Annotated in this window: 16 protein-coding genes and 1 riboswitch; of the genes, 13 read left to right on the top strand and 3 right to left on the bottom strand. The window is 36.9% G+C overall.

Translation table 11 applies throughout. The features are described from left to right. The 12 genes from IC621_RS00340 (at nt 1) to IC621_RS00285 (ending at nt 12,645) form a co-directional block, all read left to right on the top strand. A complete protein-coding gene (locus IC621_RS00340; protein WP_191154630.1) occupies nt 1-531 on the top strand; it encodes a spore maturation protein in 531 nt (176 codons plus the stop codon). Nucleotides 532-820: 289 nt separating this feature from the next. Further along, on the top strand, nt 821-1,555 hold the full coding sequence (rluB, locus tag IC621_RS00335) for a 23S rRNA pseudouridine(2605) synthase RluB (RefSeq protein WP_191154628.1): 735 nt from the start codon (nt 821-823) through the stop codon (nt 1,553-1,555). A gap of 228 nt (nt 1,556-1,783) precedes the next feature. After that, nucleotides 1,784-2,305, top strand: a complete 522-nt coding sequence (gene resA / locus IC621_RS00330; protein WP_191154626.1) for a thiol-disulfide oxidoreductase ResA — start codon at nt 1,784-1,786, stop codon at nt 2,303-2,305. A gap of 16 nt (nt 2,306-2,321) precedes the next feature. Then, nucleotides 2,322-3,962: a cytochrome c biogenesis protein ResB gene (gene resB / locus IC621_RS00325; RefSeq protein ID WP_191154624.1), complete on the top strand. Its 1,641-nt coding sequence runs from the start codon at nt 2,322-2,324 to the stop codon at nt 3,960-3,962. An 11-nt stretch (nt 3,963-3,973) separates the two neighbouring features. Beyond that, nucleotides 3,974-5,149: a c-type cytochrome biogenesis protein CcsB gene (gene ccsB / locus IC621_RS00320; protein WP_191154623.1), complete on the top strand. Its 1,176-nt coding sequence runs from the start codon at nt 3,974-3,976 to the stop codon at nt 5,147-5,149. Nucleotides 5,150-5,562: 413 nt separating this feature from the next. Continuing rightward, nucleotides 5,563-6,285: a response regulator transcription factor gene (locus IC621_RS00315; RefSeq protein WP_191154622.1), complete on the top strand. Its 723-nt coding sequence runs from the start codon at nt 5,563-5,565 to the stop codon at nt 6,283-6,285. Continuing rightward, a complete protein-coding gene (locus IC621_RS00310) occupies nt 6,282-8,084 on the top strand; it encodes an ATP-binding protein (protein WP_224752227.1) in 1,803 nt (600 codons plus the stop codon). Before IC621_RS00315 ends, IC621_RS00310 begins: the two co-directional genes overlap by 4 nt. A gap of 115 nt (nt 8,085-8,199) precedes the next feature. Next, a complete protein-coding gene (locus tag IC621_RS00305) occupies nt 8,200-8,781 on the top strand; it encodes a cob(I)yrinic acid a,c-diamide adenosyltransferase (RefSeq protein WP_191154621.1) in 582 nt (193 codons plus the stop codon). A 198-nt stretch (nt 8,782-8,979) separates the two neighbouring features. Beyond that, a complete protein-coding gene (gene sigX, locus IC621_RS00300) occupies nt 8,980-9,531 on the top strand; it encodes an RNA polymerase sigma factor SigX (protein ID WP_191154620.1) in 552 nt (183 codons plus the stop codon). Next, nucleotides 9,509-10,675, top strand: a complete 1,167-nt coding sequence (locus IC621_RS00295) for a hypothetical protein (RefSeq protein ID WP_191154619.1) — start codon at nt 9,509-9,511, stop codon at nt 10,673-10,675. Before sigX ends, IC621_RS00295 begins: the two co-directional genes overlap by 23 nt. 169 nt (nt 10,676-10,844) lie before the next feature. Further along, complete coding sequence (locus IC621_RS00290) at nt 10,845-11,585, top strand: M23 family metallopeptidase (RefSeq protein WP_191154618.1); 741 nt, start codon at nt 10,845-10,847, stop codon at nt 11,583-11,585. Between the two features lie 247 nt (nt 11,586-11,832). Next, nucleotides 11,833-12,645, top strand: a complete 813-nt coding sequence (locus IC621_RS00285) for a histidinol-phosphatase (protein ID WP_191154617.1) — start codon at nt 11,833-11,835, stop codon at nt 12,643-12,645. Between the two features lie 91 nt (nt 12,646-12,736). Here the strand turns inward: IC621_RS00285 and IC621_RS00280 are convergent, their stop codons facing one another. After that, complete coding sequence (locus tag IC621_RS00280) at nt 12,737-12,853, bottom strand: CatA-like O-acetyltransferase (protein WP_191154616.1); 117 nt, start codon at nt 12,851-12,853, stop codon at nt 12,737-12,739. 238 nt (nt 12,854-13,091) lie between these two features. Continuing rightward, nucleotides 13,092-14,666, bottom strand: a complete 1,575-nt coding sequence (serA, locus tag IC621_RS00275) for a phosphoglycerate dehydrogenase (RefSeq protein ID WP_191154615.1) — start codon at nt 14,664-14,666, stop codon at nt 13,092-13,094. A gap of 209 nt (nt 14,667-14,875) precedes the next feature. Further along, a riboswitch (FMN riboswitch) is annotated at nt 14,876-15,018 on the top strand. 172 nt (nt 15,019-15,190) lie between these two features. On the opposite strand from serA, the gene IC621_RS00270 reads away from it, so the two are divergent. Next, complete coding sequence (locus tag IC621_RS00270; RefSeq protein WP_191154614.1) at nt 15,191-15,772, top strand: ECF transporter S component; 582 nt, start codon at nt 15,191-15,193, stop codon at nt 15,770-15,772. A 433-nt stretch (nt 15,773-16,205) separates the two neighbouring features. Here IC621_RS00270 and IC621_RS00265 read toward each other — a convergent pair whose 3' ends face one another. Then, nucleotides 16,206-16,454: a ferredoxin gene (locus IC621_RS00265; protein ID WP_191154613.1), complete on the bottom strand. Its 249-nt coding sequence runs from the start codon at nt 16,452-16,454 to the stop codon at nt 16,206-16,208. Between the last annotated feature and the right edge of the window lie 158 nt (nt 16,455-16,612).

The raw sequence follows: 16,612 nt of genomic DNA, 5'->3' as shown, positions 1-16,612 counted from the left end.
ATGGCCATTATCAGTCTAATCTCATTATGGTTAATTCCTGTGATGATTATATTTATCCTGTTATATGCAACCTTCAAAAAAGTTTCGACATATGAAGCCTTTGTTGAAGGAGGAAAAGAGGGAATTCAAATATCCTTCTCCATCCTGCCCTTTTTAGTTGGAATGCTTGTTGCGATCACTGTTTTCCGGGCTTCTGGAGCATTGGAATATTTCATGGGCCTATTAACACCAGCTTTAACATTGATTGGTTTTCCTCCCGAGGTTTTTCCGCTTGCTTTCATTCGGCCTATTTCGGGAACTGCGGCTCTTGGAATGACAACAGATTTAGTTGCAAGTTATGGACCGGACTCCTTTATAGGGAGATTGGCATCTGTTATGCAAGGGAGTACTGATACAACTCTTTATGTTTTGACTGTTTACTTTGGGGCGGTTGGGATAAAGAAAATGGGGGATGCCCTTAAGGTCGGTCTTCTTGCCGATCTTGTTGGTATTATTGCATCCATTGTTATTGTTACTTTATTGTTTCAGTAAAATTTTAATCGTATTACCTCCCTTAAGTTAATTGCATTGTAGGTAGAAACAAAAAAATATGGTATGATGCACATAGCGCCTGAAAAAAGGCGCTTTTATAATTTTCGTTAACTTTGCTGCAATTAAGAGGCTCGAGATATTCAGTGATAATTGATTCCCTTTATTTGAAAGTTTTTTATACTTCAAAAGCAGCCATTCTTTAGATAAAGCATTGATAAAAAACGATGATAACTCTAAGTAAGTTGTATGAACTCGTCGAAAGAAGTAAGATGATGAAGAGGTGAAAGACATGGAACGATTGCAAAAAGTAATAGCACATGCAGGTGTAGCTTCTCGCCGAAAAGCAGAGGAATTTATCACGGAAGGAAAAGTAAGAGTAAATGGCAAGATAGTAAAAGAACTTGGTACAAAAGTCTCTCAAAATGACAAAATTGAAGTGAATGGGATCCCAGTTGAAAGAGAAATGCCTGTTTATTTCTTATTATATAAACCAAGAGGTGTCATTTCAGCGGTTAAAGATGACAAAGGGAGAAAAGTGGTCACAGACTTTTTTCCGGAAATTAAACAACGAATCTATCCTGTTGGAAGACTGGATTATGATACATCAGGTCTCCTATTGCTGACAAATGATGGGGAGTTTGCCAACTCATTAATGCATCCTAAATACGAAATACATAAAACATATGTCGCTAAACTTAAGGGAATTCCTGCGAGAGAATCATTGAAAAAGCTTGAAAGAGGGATTCAATTAGACGATGGGAAAACAGCACCAGCAAAGGTAAAGCTGCAATCATTAGACAAGAAGAAACAAACCTGTATCGTAGAGTTAACAATTCATGAGGGCAGAAACCGGCAAGTTAGGAGAATGTTTGAGGCAATTGGCCATCCCGTTATAAAGCTAAAGAGGGAGCAATATGCCTTATTAAATCTTCATGGTCTTCAGCCTGGAGACGCAAGAGAATTATCACCGCATGAAGTAAAGCAATTAAGAGCATTGGCTGAACATGGAAAAAACGCTTTCTAAATTTCACATAACCTTCAAAATATCAAGAAATCATTTGTTTTTATAGTGCTATAATGAAAACGAATGCATTTAATTTGCTATTATATTTAAGCTCCTTTGCATCTGACGATCATATTATGACAGGTAAAACTTCCAAAAGGACTCAAGACGGGTTTGACACAGCATAGGAGCGGTATGATGAATTTATATGTCAAGGGAGCTTAAGGCTTTATTGATAGGGGAGTTTGTATGAAAAAAAGAAGATTGCTCATTCGCACCATCATCTTGTTGGTTTTAATTGCTGCCCTGGGATACACCTTATATACGAACTTTTTTACAAATAAAGAAAAGGTGAAAGAAGGCAGTAAAGCACCTGATTTTGTGCTGACTGATTTAGATGGGGAAAAACATCAATTATCAGATTTAAAAGGAAAAGGAGTTTTCTTGAATTTTTGGGGAACCTGGTGTGAACCATGTAAACGGGAGATGCCTTATATGGCACGTCAATATGACCACTATAAAAATCAAGGTGTGGAAATATTGGCTGTAAATGTTGGAGAATCAAATCTTGCTGTTTCAAATTTTATGGAACAGTACCAATTGAATTTTCCAGTCGTAATGGACAAGGACAGGCAGGTTTTAAATGCCTACGGAGTGAAACCCCTCCCGACAACCTTCTTAATTAATAAAAACGGGGAAGTTATTAAAGTGATTACTGGCTCGATGACTGAACGGACAATAAGGGATTATATGGAATTAATTAAACCTTAAATGGGGAGTTTTCAGCATGAAGGAAGTAAAGTGTGATTGCGGGCACATCAATCCAATTGGAACCATTATATGTGAATCATGCGGAAAGTCAGTTGGAGAAAATAATGAATCGAATCAGAAAAAACTACTTGATATGCGTTATGATGGCAGTGCAAGACGGTCACAAACCTACAATAAAACGGTTATAGATAAAATTTGGAATTTCTTTTCATCAGTAAAGGTTGGAATATGGTTAATCGTCGTTACCCTTATTGCCTCAGCAGTCGGAACTATTTTTCCTCAAGAAATGTACATACCTCAGACAGTAACACCTGAGCAATTTTATAAGGATGAGTATGGGGTTCTCGGTCAATTATATTACCAGCTTGGTTTTCATAACTTATATGGTTCCTGGTGGTTTATGATTTTGATCGCTTCAATAGGAATCTCATTAGTTATCTGCAGTTTGGACCGGGTTATTCCTCTTTATCGCGCCCTGAAAAATCAGGGTGTCACAAGACATGAAACTTTTATGCACAGGCAAAGATTGTTTAGTGAAACAATAGGAGAATCTTCAGCAGATATAGATCTTATCAAAGAAAGGCTAAAGACAAAAAGGTATACCATTCGTGAGGAAAATGGGAATCTGCTTGCAGAAAAAGGCAGATTTTCAAGGTGGGGACCTTATGTAAACCACATTGGACTTATTATCTTTCTCTTTGGGGCCATGCTTCGATTTGTGCCAGGAATGTATGTTGATGAGATCATGTGGGTTCGAGAAGGGGAGACAGCTGTTATCCCTGGCACTGGGGGACAGTATTATTTAAAAAGTGAACAATTTATTATGGATGTATACAACAAAGAAAACTCAGATGATGTATTTGATGAAGCGATTACACGTGTAGGGGAAGGAACTGTTGTGAAAAACTTCCAGACTAATGCAGTATTATATGAACGGTCTGGGGAAATCGTCCATGGTTCAGAACCCCAATTAACAGAAGTGAAAAACAAGGCAATTAAAGTAAACCAACCATTAAAGCATGAGGATTATGCTCTTTATCAACAAAGTTATAAATTGAACGAATTGAACAAAATGACATTCAGTTTGATAGACAAAGAGACAGAGGAGAGCTTTGGAGAACTGACAATCGATTTGCTTGAACCAAAGAAAAGCTATGATTTAGGAAATGGCTATAAAGTAGAGATATCCAGTTACATGCCTGATTTTTATTTTAACAGCCAAGGAAAGCCTGATACGAAAACCAACTTACCTAACAATCCGGCTTTTGTATTCAATATGATTACACCTGATAAGCCGAAAGGTGAAACTAGCTTTGTAGCTATTCAAAAAACGATTGAAGCAAACGAAGATAATCAATATAAGATGAAATTTGAAGGTGTAGAAACGAAAAACCTTACAGCATTAACTGTTCGCAAGGATAAGACCCTGTGGGTAATCGGAATTGGCGGAGCGATTTTTATGATTGGAGTCATCCAAGGGATGTATTGGAATCATCGCCGCATTTGGCTGCAATCCAAAGGTAGAAACATTCTGTTAGCTGGACATACTAATAAAAACTGGTATGGACTAAAAAATGAAATGAATCAAATTGTAGCAGATACATCGATCATGCAGCCGGTTGACCAAAAAGAGGCAGAGGACAAATCGGGTAGTTAGGAGGGAAAACAGTGGCAGCTTTAAGCAGTAATTTATTGTATGTAGCATTTTTCTTTTATTTAATATCAACTTTTATATTCGGAGGATCCATTCGGGACAAACGATCTGACTCATCTAATCCGAGCAAATGGGGAAAGCTTGGCTTCATTACAACTGTTATTGGCTTTCTTTCTCAGCTTGGATACTTTATTACTCGCTGGATCGCATCAAATCATGCGCCAGTCAGTAATTTGTTTGAATTTGCGGCAGCTTTTGGAATGATGCTTGTTTTTGGATTTATCATCATCTATTTAATCTATAAAACAGCTATTATTGGACTGTTTACTCTCCCGGTTGCCTTGCTTCTAATAGCTTATGGAAGTATGTTTCCAACGGAGATTTCTCCTTTAATACCTGCCCTGCAAAGCAATTGGCTTTATATTCATGTAACAACTGCTGCATTGGGACAAGCAATCCTCTCCATTAGCTTTATTGCCGGTTTAATCTATCTCATTCGAACTGTCGATCAAACGAAGAGTTCAAAAAAGACATTTTGGCTTGAATTTGTTATGTTTGTAGTTGTAACGACAATAGCGTTTATCATGGTGACATCTATTTTTAGAATAATGGATTATGAGGCAGTCTTTAATTGGGTGGATAAGCAAGGTAATCAAGTAAAGATGGAATATCATTTACCTGCTCTAGTTGGCCCGAATGAAGGAGAGCTAGTGACAGAGGGGAAATTTGAGCCGTTTGCCGAGCTGCCGGCTATTATTTCGGCCAGAAAGCTCAATACCGTTATATGGTCAACATTAGCTGGCACTCTCTTATATTGGTTAGCGAGATTATTATTGAGAAAACGACTTTCAGCTGCCCTGCAGCCGTTAACTAAAAAAGTGAATTTAGATCTAGTCGATGAAATCGGCTATCGGTCAGTAGCGATCGGGTTTCCTATTTTTACACTCGGAGCATTAATTTTTGCAATGATTTGGGCACAAATCGCCTGGACCCGCTTTTGGGGGTGGGACCCTAAGGAAGTTTGGGCCCTTATCACATGGTTATTCTATGCAGCCTATTTGCACCTTCGACTTTCGAAAGGGTGGCATGGTGAAAAATCAGCTTGGCTTGGAGTCATTGGGTTTGCGATTATTATGTTTAACTTTATTTTTGTAAACCTTGTAATAGCAGGTCTACATTCTTATGCCTAATAATGCGAGACATTGCCTGCTAACTCCAGTTATGTCTTTCGCCATTGGAGATAACATATGTACCCTGAAATATAAGGTTAGACTATAGGCAATTTGCGATTTCCTTGATTGCCTATATTTAAAGAATCATTCCTTTATAAAAACAACTTTATAACTAAATATGAAATGAAACAGCTGCTTGTTTGTAGGCCTTCACTCGTTTGCAGTGAAGGTTTTCTTTTATAGTGTAAAAAAGTATAAAATGATTAAAGTGTTAATGCGTTTAAGAGAGCTGGTGTTGTCTAGCTGCAGCGCCTAGCCCGCCTGAGGTCACAATCCAAGCTTCGCAGAAAGGAAAAACATCTTTCTGTGAAGCTTGCCCTAGGCTGGTCAAGGCGCTTCCGCTTTTCTATTACGTATAGGAGGTTTAAGCCATGGAAGAAAATAAAGAAATGAAGATACTTGTAGTAGATGATGAATCAAGAATTCGCCGTTTGCTCCGTATGTATTTAGAGCGTGAAAATTTTCTTATTGAAGAGGCAGAAAATGGAGATGAAGCTCTCGAGCTTGCTTTGCAAAATGATTATGATTTAATTCTTCTTGATTTAATGATGCCTGGAATAGATGGGATTGAAGTATGTAAGCAATTAAGGGAGAAGAAGACTACTCCGATTATTATGCTTACAGCAAAGGGAGAGGAAACCAACCGTGTCCAAGGGTTTGAGGTTGGAACAGATGACTACATTGTAAAACCTTTTAGCCCGCGTGAAGTTGTCCTTCGAGTAAAGGCGTTATTAAGAAGGTCTTCATCATCATCTTTTGTAAAAACAGAACCTTCTTCAAAAGACGTAATTGGGTTTTCGCATTTGACAATAGATCATGATGCCCATCGAGTCACAGCTGATGGAAAAGAAGTCAGTCTTACTCCAAAAGAGTATGAGCTTCTGTATTTCTTGGCAAAAACCCCAGATAAAGTGTATGATCGTGAAAAATTGTTAAAAGAAGTTTGGCAATACGAGTTTTTCGGGGATCTACGTACTGTAGATACACATGTTAAAAGGCTAAGAGAAAAATTAAACAAGGTTTCGCCTGAAGCAGCAAAAATGATTGTTACAGTTTGGGGAGTAGGTTATAAGTTTGAGGTCTCAAGTGAATGATGTTTTGGAAGAGTGTAGTAGGTAAACTTTGGTTTACTATTTTACTTTTAGTTTCATTTGTTTTATTTATACTAACGGTATTACTGCTCGAATTTATTGAAAATTACCATGTAGATGTGGCTGAGAAAGAATTAACCCAGCTTGCAAGTAAAGTGTCCATCATTATGGAAAGACATGAGGATAAAGAACTGGCACGTTCAATCTCATGGGAATTAGTTGACGAATTAACTAATATTCTTATTGTCGAAGATGAAAGCTTGTATTGGTCTTCTCCAAAGAAATTTCCCAACACTCCACCACTTTCGATCGAGACGATCACATCTGATCAAGATTTACTTGAAGTGTTAACTGAGAACGAAGAGGTAAGCAAGCGAACTACCTTTTCTTCAACCAATTTAACTGACGAATATTTAATTGTTGGCGTCCCTTATCAAATTACTGAGGAAAAACAAGGTGCGGTCTACATTTCCCAATCTTTGCTTGCGGTTAATGAGACAACTAAACATACAACAAGATATATCTTATTGGCAGCAGGAATTGCAATCATTTTAACCACAATTTTTGCGTTTTTCCTCTCTACAAGGATTACTTATCCGCTTCGAAAAATGAGAGAAGTAGCTTTTGAATTAGCACGGGGAAAATTTAATACGAAAGTTCCTATTTTAACAACAGATGAGATTGGTGAATTAGCGATTGCATTTAATCAAATGGGGAAACAATTGAAATTTAATATAAACGCTTTAAGTCAGGAAAAAGAACATTTATCAAGTATTTTAAGCAGTATGGCTGACGGAGTCATTACAATAAATATCGATGGGACTATTCTCGTTACCAATCCGCCTGCTGAACGCTTTTTACAAGCGTGGTATTTTGAGCAAAAGATGCAGGTGAAGGATGAAAATGAACTTCCTCCTGAAGCGAAGGACTTGTTTCATCGGGTTGTTTCAACAGAAAAAGAACAAATCGTTGAGTTGAAAATCCAAGGACGGTCATGGGTTTTATTAATGAGTCCGTTATACAATCAGTCATATGTACGCGGGGTTGTAGCGGTTCTGCGCGATATGACTGAAGAACGCAGACTTGATAAGCTGAGGAAAGATTTTATTGCTAATGTAAGTCATGAACTAAGAACTCCAATAGCAATGCTTCAAGGCTATAGTGAAGCTATTGTTGATGATATTGCAAGCACTGAGGAAGAAAAGAAAGAAATTGCTCAAGTCATCTATGAGGAATCATTGCGTATGGGCAGATTAGTGAATGACTTATTGGATCTCGCCAGAATGGAAGCAGGCCACATTTCCTTAAATGTTGAAAAGGTTGTGGTACCGGAATTTATTGAAAAAATCAATAGGAAGTTCCAAGGACTAGCTAAGGAAAAAAAGATTGATATAACACATAAGAACAACATAGAAAATAAAGTTTTTTCATTTGATCCTGATAAAATTGAGCAAGTCTTAACAAATTTAGTTGATAACGCAATTCGGCATACAGATGATGGAGGCGTGGTAAAATTAAACGTACATGAGCTGGAAAATGGTTTGAAAATAGATGTTCAGGATTCTGGATGCGGCATCAGGGAGGAAGACCTGCCATTTGTTTTCGAACGTTTTTACAAAGCAGATAAGGCGAGGACCAGAATAAATGGAAGCTCAGGTACAGGTCTTGGTCTTGGAATCGCTAAAAATATTGTTGAAGCCCATCATGGGACAATCACAGTTCATAGTAAATTGAATGAGGGAACAACTTTTTCTTTTTTCCTACCGAGGAAACAAGAGAAATTGCATGAAAATGACGAATAATCTTGTTTCATAGGGAACAGATTTGCGGCATCATGCCGGATTCATTAAAGTAAGGCTCTTCAAAATGTTAATGTAGGATTCTTCTAGATAGAGCCAATGACAAAGGGGGATTTTGATGAATTTATACACTAGAACGGGAGATAAAGGACAAACAAGTATTATCGGAGGAAGAGTGGATAAGGACGATTTACGAGTTGAAGCCTACGGAACAATCGATGAACTCAATGCATTTATTGGTCAATCGCTAACCTTTTTGAATGGAGAAAAATTTCTAGATGTTGAAGCTGAGCTTCAGAAAATTCAACATGAACTATTTGATTGTGGCAGTGATTTATCCGTTTTGCCGCAAAAAAGAACAAAACCTTATAAAACCACAGCGGATATGGTCAAATTTCTAGAACAACGAATCGATGTCTATTCTTCCGAAGCACCTGAATTAGAACGATTTATTTTACCTGGAGGCTCACCTGCTGCTGCATCATTACACATTGCGAGGACAGTAGCGAGAAGAGCTGAACGGTGTGTAGTTTCTTTACAAAAACAAGGTGAAATTAATCCCCATGTCCTTCAGTATGTCAATCGTCTCTCAGATTATTTATTTGCTGCAGCCCGTGTTGTTAATTTCCGATTGGATACAAAGGACATAGAATATGAACGGAGTGCAATTGTTTTTAAGAATAAGACCAAAGGTTCATAATATTGTCGATAAGAAAAGGGAGGATAAAGCTTCCTTTTCTTTTTTTTGATCTTAAAAAAGGATAAAATAAAACAAGGTTCTATTTAAACTTATCTCTGAAAATTGAAATTTCTTAAAGTAAAGCTATTTTGTAATATATTTGTCATGTAACTTTTTGCAAGTTTGGTCGACTAATTTTAGTGAACGGAGGGTTTTCCGATGGATGAAACCTTTCAGCACCTATATGATCATTATCACCATGATGTTTTTCAATTTTTATTTTATATGGTGAAGAATCGTGAGCAAGCTGAAGATTTAACCCAGGAAGTATATATACGTGTTTTGAAGTCCCATCAACAATTTGAAGGAAGAAGCAGTGAGAAGACATGGTTAATATCGATTGCAAGGCATGTAGCAATCGATTATTTTCGTAAACAAAAAACATTGAAGCAGCGAATTCTGGATAAGTTTGATTGGGAGAAAAATCAAATAAAGGATTCTGGTCAACTGCCGGAAGAGATAGCGCTTCAAAATGAGCAGATTAGGCTAATTTATCAGGCATTAGATTATTGTACGGTTGATCAGAGAAGTGTGGTTATTCTTCGCTATATTCAAGGTCTTTCCATTTCTGAAGCTGCCCAAGCTTTGGATTGGACAGAAAGTAAAGTGAAGACAACCCAGCATCGTGCTGTTAAATCGCTAAAGAAAAAAATGGAGGAAATTACAACAGAAAAGGAGGGAGTTAAAGATGAAAAAATCCGAATGGAATGAAGAACGGATTGAACATTTATTGCAACAATTGCCCTCTATAAAGGATAGAAGGACTTCTAAAGAAATCTATCAACAGCTGTTATTGAAACAGGCACGACAAAGGACTCGAAAAATTTGGGTTGCACCGACTTTTGCAATGATAGCTGCTGCTCTTATACTATTTCTTATTTCACCCTATTTATTTGACAAAGTCTTTCCTACGCAAAGCGGTACAGAGGATTCCTCTATGGAAAATACTGTGATGTATGGCGGCAGTTCAAAAGAAGCTCCTAAAGGGAAAGAAGAAATAAATCAAGTAAATGAAGAACCAACCGTAAACAGAAACAAGGGTCCTGCAAATCAAGAAGAAAAAGATTCATATGTTGTCCAGCCAGAAGAAGAAAAAAGCTTTGTTACAATCGCCTTTGCAGATAAAGAAGGCAAGACTTATATACCTGTAAGCTTTAAAAGCGAAAAAGGAGAAGATCCTGTAGAGCAAATAGAGGAAATTCTTCAAGAGATAGATGAGGAGAAACTCGGATTTGCCCCAAATGAATTAGTAAATTTAGAACTATCAGAACAAGGTGGAACAATAAGACTAGAATTTAACAAGAATTTATCACAGTTTTCCCCTAAAGAAACAGCTGAATTAGAAAACGTTATTACTGAAACATTCAGATGGCAGGGTTATGAAAAGGCTGCGTTATATTTAAATGACAAAGAAGGCATTGATTCAGGCGCAAGTGGCCAAAAGAACGAATTGCCAATCAAACCGAGCATGAAAAAAGCATATTATGTATTTCAAGAAAGTCCTGATAAAAGCAAGTTTCTTGCTCCAACAACCGAAACTTTTGAAAATGTGAAAGAAGCAATTCTTGCGATGAAGGAAAAGAAAACCAATGACAAGTTAAAGCCAGCAATTGTCGATAGTGAAACAATTCAAAGTGTTCAAGAAAATGGTCAAGAAGTCATCGTAACTTTTTCTGATCAAACTACTTTAGAAAATACAGAACCATATATTTTAATGCTTGAAGGAATTGTATTAACCGCAAAAGAATTTGGCTTTGAAGCAGTGAAATTTGAAAACATTCAGCCGAATCAAATAGGTGAAATGGATTTAACCAAACCTGTCCCAGTTCCATTTTCACCAAATCCAGTGGAATAATTGGAGAAACCCTTACCTATGGGTTTTTCTTTTTTTATTTACCAATGTATAAAATGGATATATTAGCACAATAATACAATTGGTATTTTTGTAGACAAGCATACATAGGATAATCCCGTCTGTTTCTTCAGGTTTATTTAAAAATGAATTAATTAATAGGGGGAAAACAATGATTAATCATATAAAAAATTTTGCGGTTGTGGTCCTGTTGATCTTTTGTATGACTTTCATATTTAGCGGAGTCATGGCAAAAGGGCAGGAGAATGGATATCCTGCTAATTGGGAAGTCCCAGTAAAAGGAACGATTACAGATACATATGGAAGCCGTGAGGGACACCATAAAGGAATTGATATAGCAGCAGAAGCAGGCTCTGCCATTTTGTCTGTAAATGAAGGTGTTGTTACAAAATCTTATTATTCAAAGACATATGGTCACGTTGTATTTGTCAAGCATCCAGATGGCTTTGAGACTGTTTATGCGCATCTAAATAAGCGTTTAGCTGAAAAAGGAAAGAAAGTGTCAAAAGGAGAAAAATTAGGGATCATAGGAAACACAGGGGTTTCTCGCGGGACTCATCTACACTTTGAAGTTCACCAAGGGAAATGGAATATCGAAAAAAGTGAATCCATTAATCCTTTTTTACTAGTAGCTGCAGAGCAAATAGAGTCCCCTGGCGTTGCTTCAAGCAGTAGAATCAAAGAAGAAGACAACTCAAATCTATCTACTATTGAGGAACAAGAACCAAATAAAGAAGTATCTAAGGCTGTAAAAACAATTATTGTGGAAAAAGGAGATACATTGTGGAATATTTCACAGGAACAAAAGATAGAGGTTGCTGTATTAAAAGATTGGAATGATTTAACTTCAACATTAATTTTTCCTGGACAGGAGCTGGCCGTCTATCAATAAGATTTTTTGGTATACCAGGTGTTAAGTCCAACAATGTCAATCACTTTGAGAGTTAAGACATCGCTTGAGTGAAAGGTGTGAGGTGAGTCAGGGGCAATTGGAAATTCACTAATGCGTTTTTTAAGGGTTCAACAATAAGCAATTTAATAAAATAACTTAGATTAAATTTTTCTTAATCTTTTAATTAATCATTGTGTCCGGCTCTCTATAAGGGTATAATGGAGCAAAAATTGGGAGGGACACAAACATGTTAACTGATTATCATAACCATCTTGAAAGAGGTACACTTACTTTAGACTATTTGAAATTATTTACTAATGAAGCAAAGAAAAAAGGGATTCAGCATTTTGGAATCTCAGAGCATGCTTACCATTTCTATCAAACAAAAAACATATTGAGTAATCCATGGGTTGATGAAAGAAGGTTTTATGACATGGCTGATTATGTAGCACTCTTTCACCAAGCATGGGATCAAGATATTGATGTAAAAATGTCGATTGAAATGGATTACACGCCTGGTAAACATAAGGAAATGGAAGCATTTATCAGCCAGTATGATTTTGATTATGTCATAGGATCCATCCATTGGGTTGATGATTTTGGTATTGATTTAAAAGAATACATACAAGAGTGGGAAAAAAGAGACTTACATGATGTTTACAAAAAATATTTTGATCAAGTAGTCACATTAGCTGAATCCAATTTATTTGATATAGTCGGCCATTTGGACCTTGTGAAAATATTCAAATATGTACCAACTGATGAAGAGTTTTTACTTAACGAATATGATCGGGCAACAACTGCATTATCCAATAGTAAAACAGCTGTTGAAATCAGTACCGCAGGTCTTAGAAAGCCTGTCGGAGAGCTGTACCCAGATGAAAGGCTATTGCAAATGTGTTTTGATAAAAACATTCCAATTGTCCTTTCCTCAGATGCTCATCAGCCAAATGATGTAGGAGCAGATTATGACCAAGCAGTCGCTTTCGCAAAACGAATTGGTTATACATCGCTAATGACATTTGAAAAAGGGGAAAGAATAGAAGTACCCCTTGGGTGAACCAGGTAAAAACGAAAAGCATATGAATAGACTGTCTTTGTAACTGTATAGATAAAAGCAGGATCCATCTTGATTCACGGATTGTCTTTAATCATGCTGTAATATCGATAGTGGCTGTTATACTAAAAGTACAAGTAACTTGGTTTAGATAATGTTCAAAATAAGGTTTTCTTTTCCATTTATCTATATCAATTAAATGAAATTTCATTTTATAGCCTCCTAAAATTGTGATTGTTTAATTTTAGGAGGCTCCTTGTATGTCCTTACCATAACCTTACCTGATAATTAATTTAAATCCTTTTTTATAGCTGTCAAATTTCTTTCCAATGTTAATATAGATTGATTGCAGTTTTTGTTCAACCCGCACGGCCGCTGATGGACCTATCTGAATAAAAAAAGAACTGCCAAATTATTTAAAGGCAGTTCTTCATCACTCAGATTATATTTTATAATTCAATCGTATGGATTGAGACAATGTCTTGAATATTTTTTAACTCATTTAAGCTGGCTTGTTCGAGCTGTTTATCAAATGATAACATCATGATTGCCTCTCCGCCTTTGTTCTTACGACCCACTTGCATTGTCGCAATGTTAAGACCATGCTCTCCAAGGATCTGACCCACTCTGCCAATTACACCAGGCTTATCAGTGTGCTGGATATAAAGAAGATGGCCTACAGGGTAAAAATCTATATCGAAGCCGTTTAAGGCGACAATTCTTTGGCCGTAATGTGGCACATAGGTGCCTTTAATTTCAAAAGCCGAATGGTCTCCGCTTACTTTTACAGTAATACAGTTTTCGTAACCTGAGTTATTAGGGATATATTTCTCGCCGAAACTAATTCCTCTCTCCTGTGCAATAATTCCTGCGTTGACTTCATTGACTGTTGAATCTACACGTGGACGTAAGAAACCAGTGATTAAGCTTTTCGTAATATAAGAAGTTTCAAGATCTGTTACACTGCCTTCGAAGTCTATTGAAATGTCATGGACCGGCTCTTTCATACATTGGGAAACAATATTCCCCATTTGTTTTGCTAGAAGATGAAATGGTTGGATTTTTTCATAAACTTCTTTAGATAGGGTTGGCAAGTTGATAGAAGATGTAACTGGATTTCCATCTAAAAATAATAAAACTTCTTCAGATACTTGTGCTGCTACATTTAGCTGAGCCTCTTTTGTTGAAGCACCTAGATGTGGAGTTGTAATGACTTGTTCAAAATCTAAAAGCTTAGAAGATTGAGGAGGTTCAACCTCAAAAACATCAAGGGCAACTCCTGCAATATGACCATTTTCTAAATGATAAATGAGTCCTTCTTCATCAATTATGCCGCCTCGCGCACAATTCAATAAATAAATTCCTTTTTTCGTTTTAGCAATTGTTTCCTTGTTTAAAATACCTTTTGTCTCTTTCGTTAATGGGGTATGAACGGTAATAATATCAGCAGTTTGTAATAGTTCATCAAGAGTACAAACAGTAACACCCATTTTAATTGCACGTTCTTTTGTTAGAAAGGGATCAAATACTAAAACGTCCATGCCAAAGGCACGGGCTCTATTAGCAATCTCTGTGCCAATTCGGCCAAAGCCTACAATACCTAAAGATTTTCCGTAAAGCTCTGTACCGACAAATGCCGAACGGTTCCATTCTCTTGATTTAACAGATATATTTGCTTGAGGAATATGACGAACTAATGAAGCCATCATCGCAAAAGTGTGTTCTGCTGTTGAAATGGTGTTACCATTAGGAGCATTAATTACGACAACACCATGTTTTGTTGCCGCTTCGATGTCAATATTATCGACCCCAACTCCTGCGCGGCCAACAATCTTTAATTGACTCATTTTTGAAAGCAGTTCTTCAGTAACCTTTGTTGCACTTCGCACTAAAAGAGCATCAAATGTATGTAGCTGCTCTTCTACATCTGCCACATTTTGTTGAACAATTTCTACGTTTTCTGCATCAAGTAAAGGCTTTAAGCCATCACCGCTCATTTTATCTGAAACCAGTATCCTGAACATTCCATTTCCCCCCTAGATTGGACTTAAATATTTGATAATTTAACACATTAAAATTACTGTGTCAATGCTGTTTAAAGCGGTAAAGGATGAAAGTATTGCAGTTTTTACGTATATATCAATAATAATAGCAAAACTTTCAGATCGATGTCTTTTTCTATACAAAAAAAAGAATTTCAGCTATAATTATCATGAAATTAAACTAAATATCGATCTATCTTCGGGGCAGGGTGAAATTCCCGACCGGCGGTGATGAGCATGCACTTATTGTTCTAAGCCCGCGAGCCTGTAATTTTTGGCAGGATCTGGTGTGATTCCAGAGCCGACAGTAAAGTCTGGATGGGAGAAGATGGAGGTTCTGCGTTTGAAAATTAATCATTTAAACGTTTATTTAACCTGCAAATTTCTCCCTCTGCTATAAAAAAGTAGAGGGTTTTTTAATGAAAGAGAAGCTTTTTTCCTCTTTTGTTGCAGGGTAATAGAACCTTTCCTCTTTTTGCAGATGGATCAAGAAGGAGAGAGGAAGAATGAAAAAGAGTAAGCTGACTAAACAGTTAGCAGTGGGGATGTTAAGCAGTATAGCCTATTTATTAATGATGCTTGATTTTCCTTTTCCAGGGTTTCCGCCATTTTTGCAAATTGATTTTAGTGAGGTTCCGGCCATAGTAGCGGCAATTGTGTTCGGACCGATTGCTGGAATTATCGTTGAGGCTATTAAAAACATCCTTCACTATTTGATACAGGGTAGTGCAACTGGAATGCCTGTTGGTCAACTGGCAAATTTTGTTGCTGGGACGTTATTTATTTTACCAGTGTCTTACATGTTTAGAAAATTAAATAATACAAAAGGTATCGTTATCGGATTAATTTTTGGTACAGTCATTATGGCAATCATTATGAGCATATTAAATTACTATGTGATTCTCCCTGCTTACACGATTTTCCTAAACTCGCCTGCATTGTCAGGACCTGAAACAAAACAATTGATTGTATCCGGAATACTTCCGTTTAATTTTATAAAAGGAATAATCGTATCATTTGTATTTGTGGCTATATTCATGAAATTAAAAGTATGGTTATTCAACCAATTAAAATACCAGAGTGCATAACAGAGAAGGTTGACCTTTTACAGGTTAACCTTAATTTTTTTATAGGTGAAGTTTAAGTTGGTTTATGTGTTAATGTATTATAGGGAGTTATCGTTATTTATCTGCAGCGCATAGCCCTTATAACGGTGCAAATATCGAGTAACGGAATGCAAATATCCACATAACGGTGCAAATATCAGAAAAAGGGCACAAGCCAATCTTCGAAGAAAGTAAAAAAACGCTTTTCTATGAGCTTGTTCTATTTCGATTTTTCCTTGTTGGTCCAGCTCAAGTCATCATCGACCCATAGGTCTCAGGGCCAATCTGAAAGGAAAGTTAAAGAATAACCTTCATGCTTGCCCGCCAAGTGCATGTCCTTGATAAGACGGGCTCCTTTCGCTATTCGTTCACAATAAAAAAACCCTCTGAGGATCAGAGAGTTCTTCCACAAAAACTATTCGTGCTTAAGCGCATCGCCATCAAACGGCTCATCTGCGATTTTAATGGAATCAGTTGGACAGCCTTCGAATGCATCCATCATATCTTCTTCAAGGATATCTGGAACTTCGACAATACCTTGGTTGTCATCAAGTGTTACAAATGCAATTCCTTCATCATCATAATCGTAAATATCAGGTGCTGCTGCCCCGCATGCACCACATGCAATACAAGTATCTTTGTCTACGATTGTATATTTTGGCATGATCATTACCTCCCGAAACGTTCTTCAAACCTAAACAAAAGGCTACTTCAGCTTGAATAGAGCCTTGAAGCCTATCCCTCAAATCTTATTGTAAAGCTGTTTATGGAACTTTTCAATAGTTATCTCAGCTGAGAATACTTCTCACAAAACCATCTCTT

It is taken from the genome of Metabacillus arenae (assembly GCF_014773385.1).
Classification (GTDB): domain Bacteria; phylum Bacillota; class Bacilli; order Bacillales; family Bacillaceae; genus Metabacillus_D; species Metabacillus_D arenae.
The sequence above is the reverse complement of the archived record's forward strand: the minus strand, read 5'-3'. Positions and strand labels throughout refer to the sequence as shown.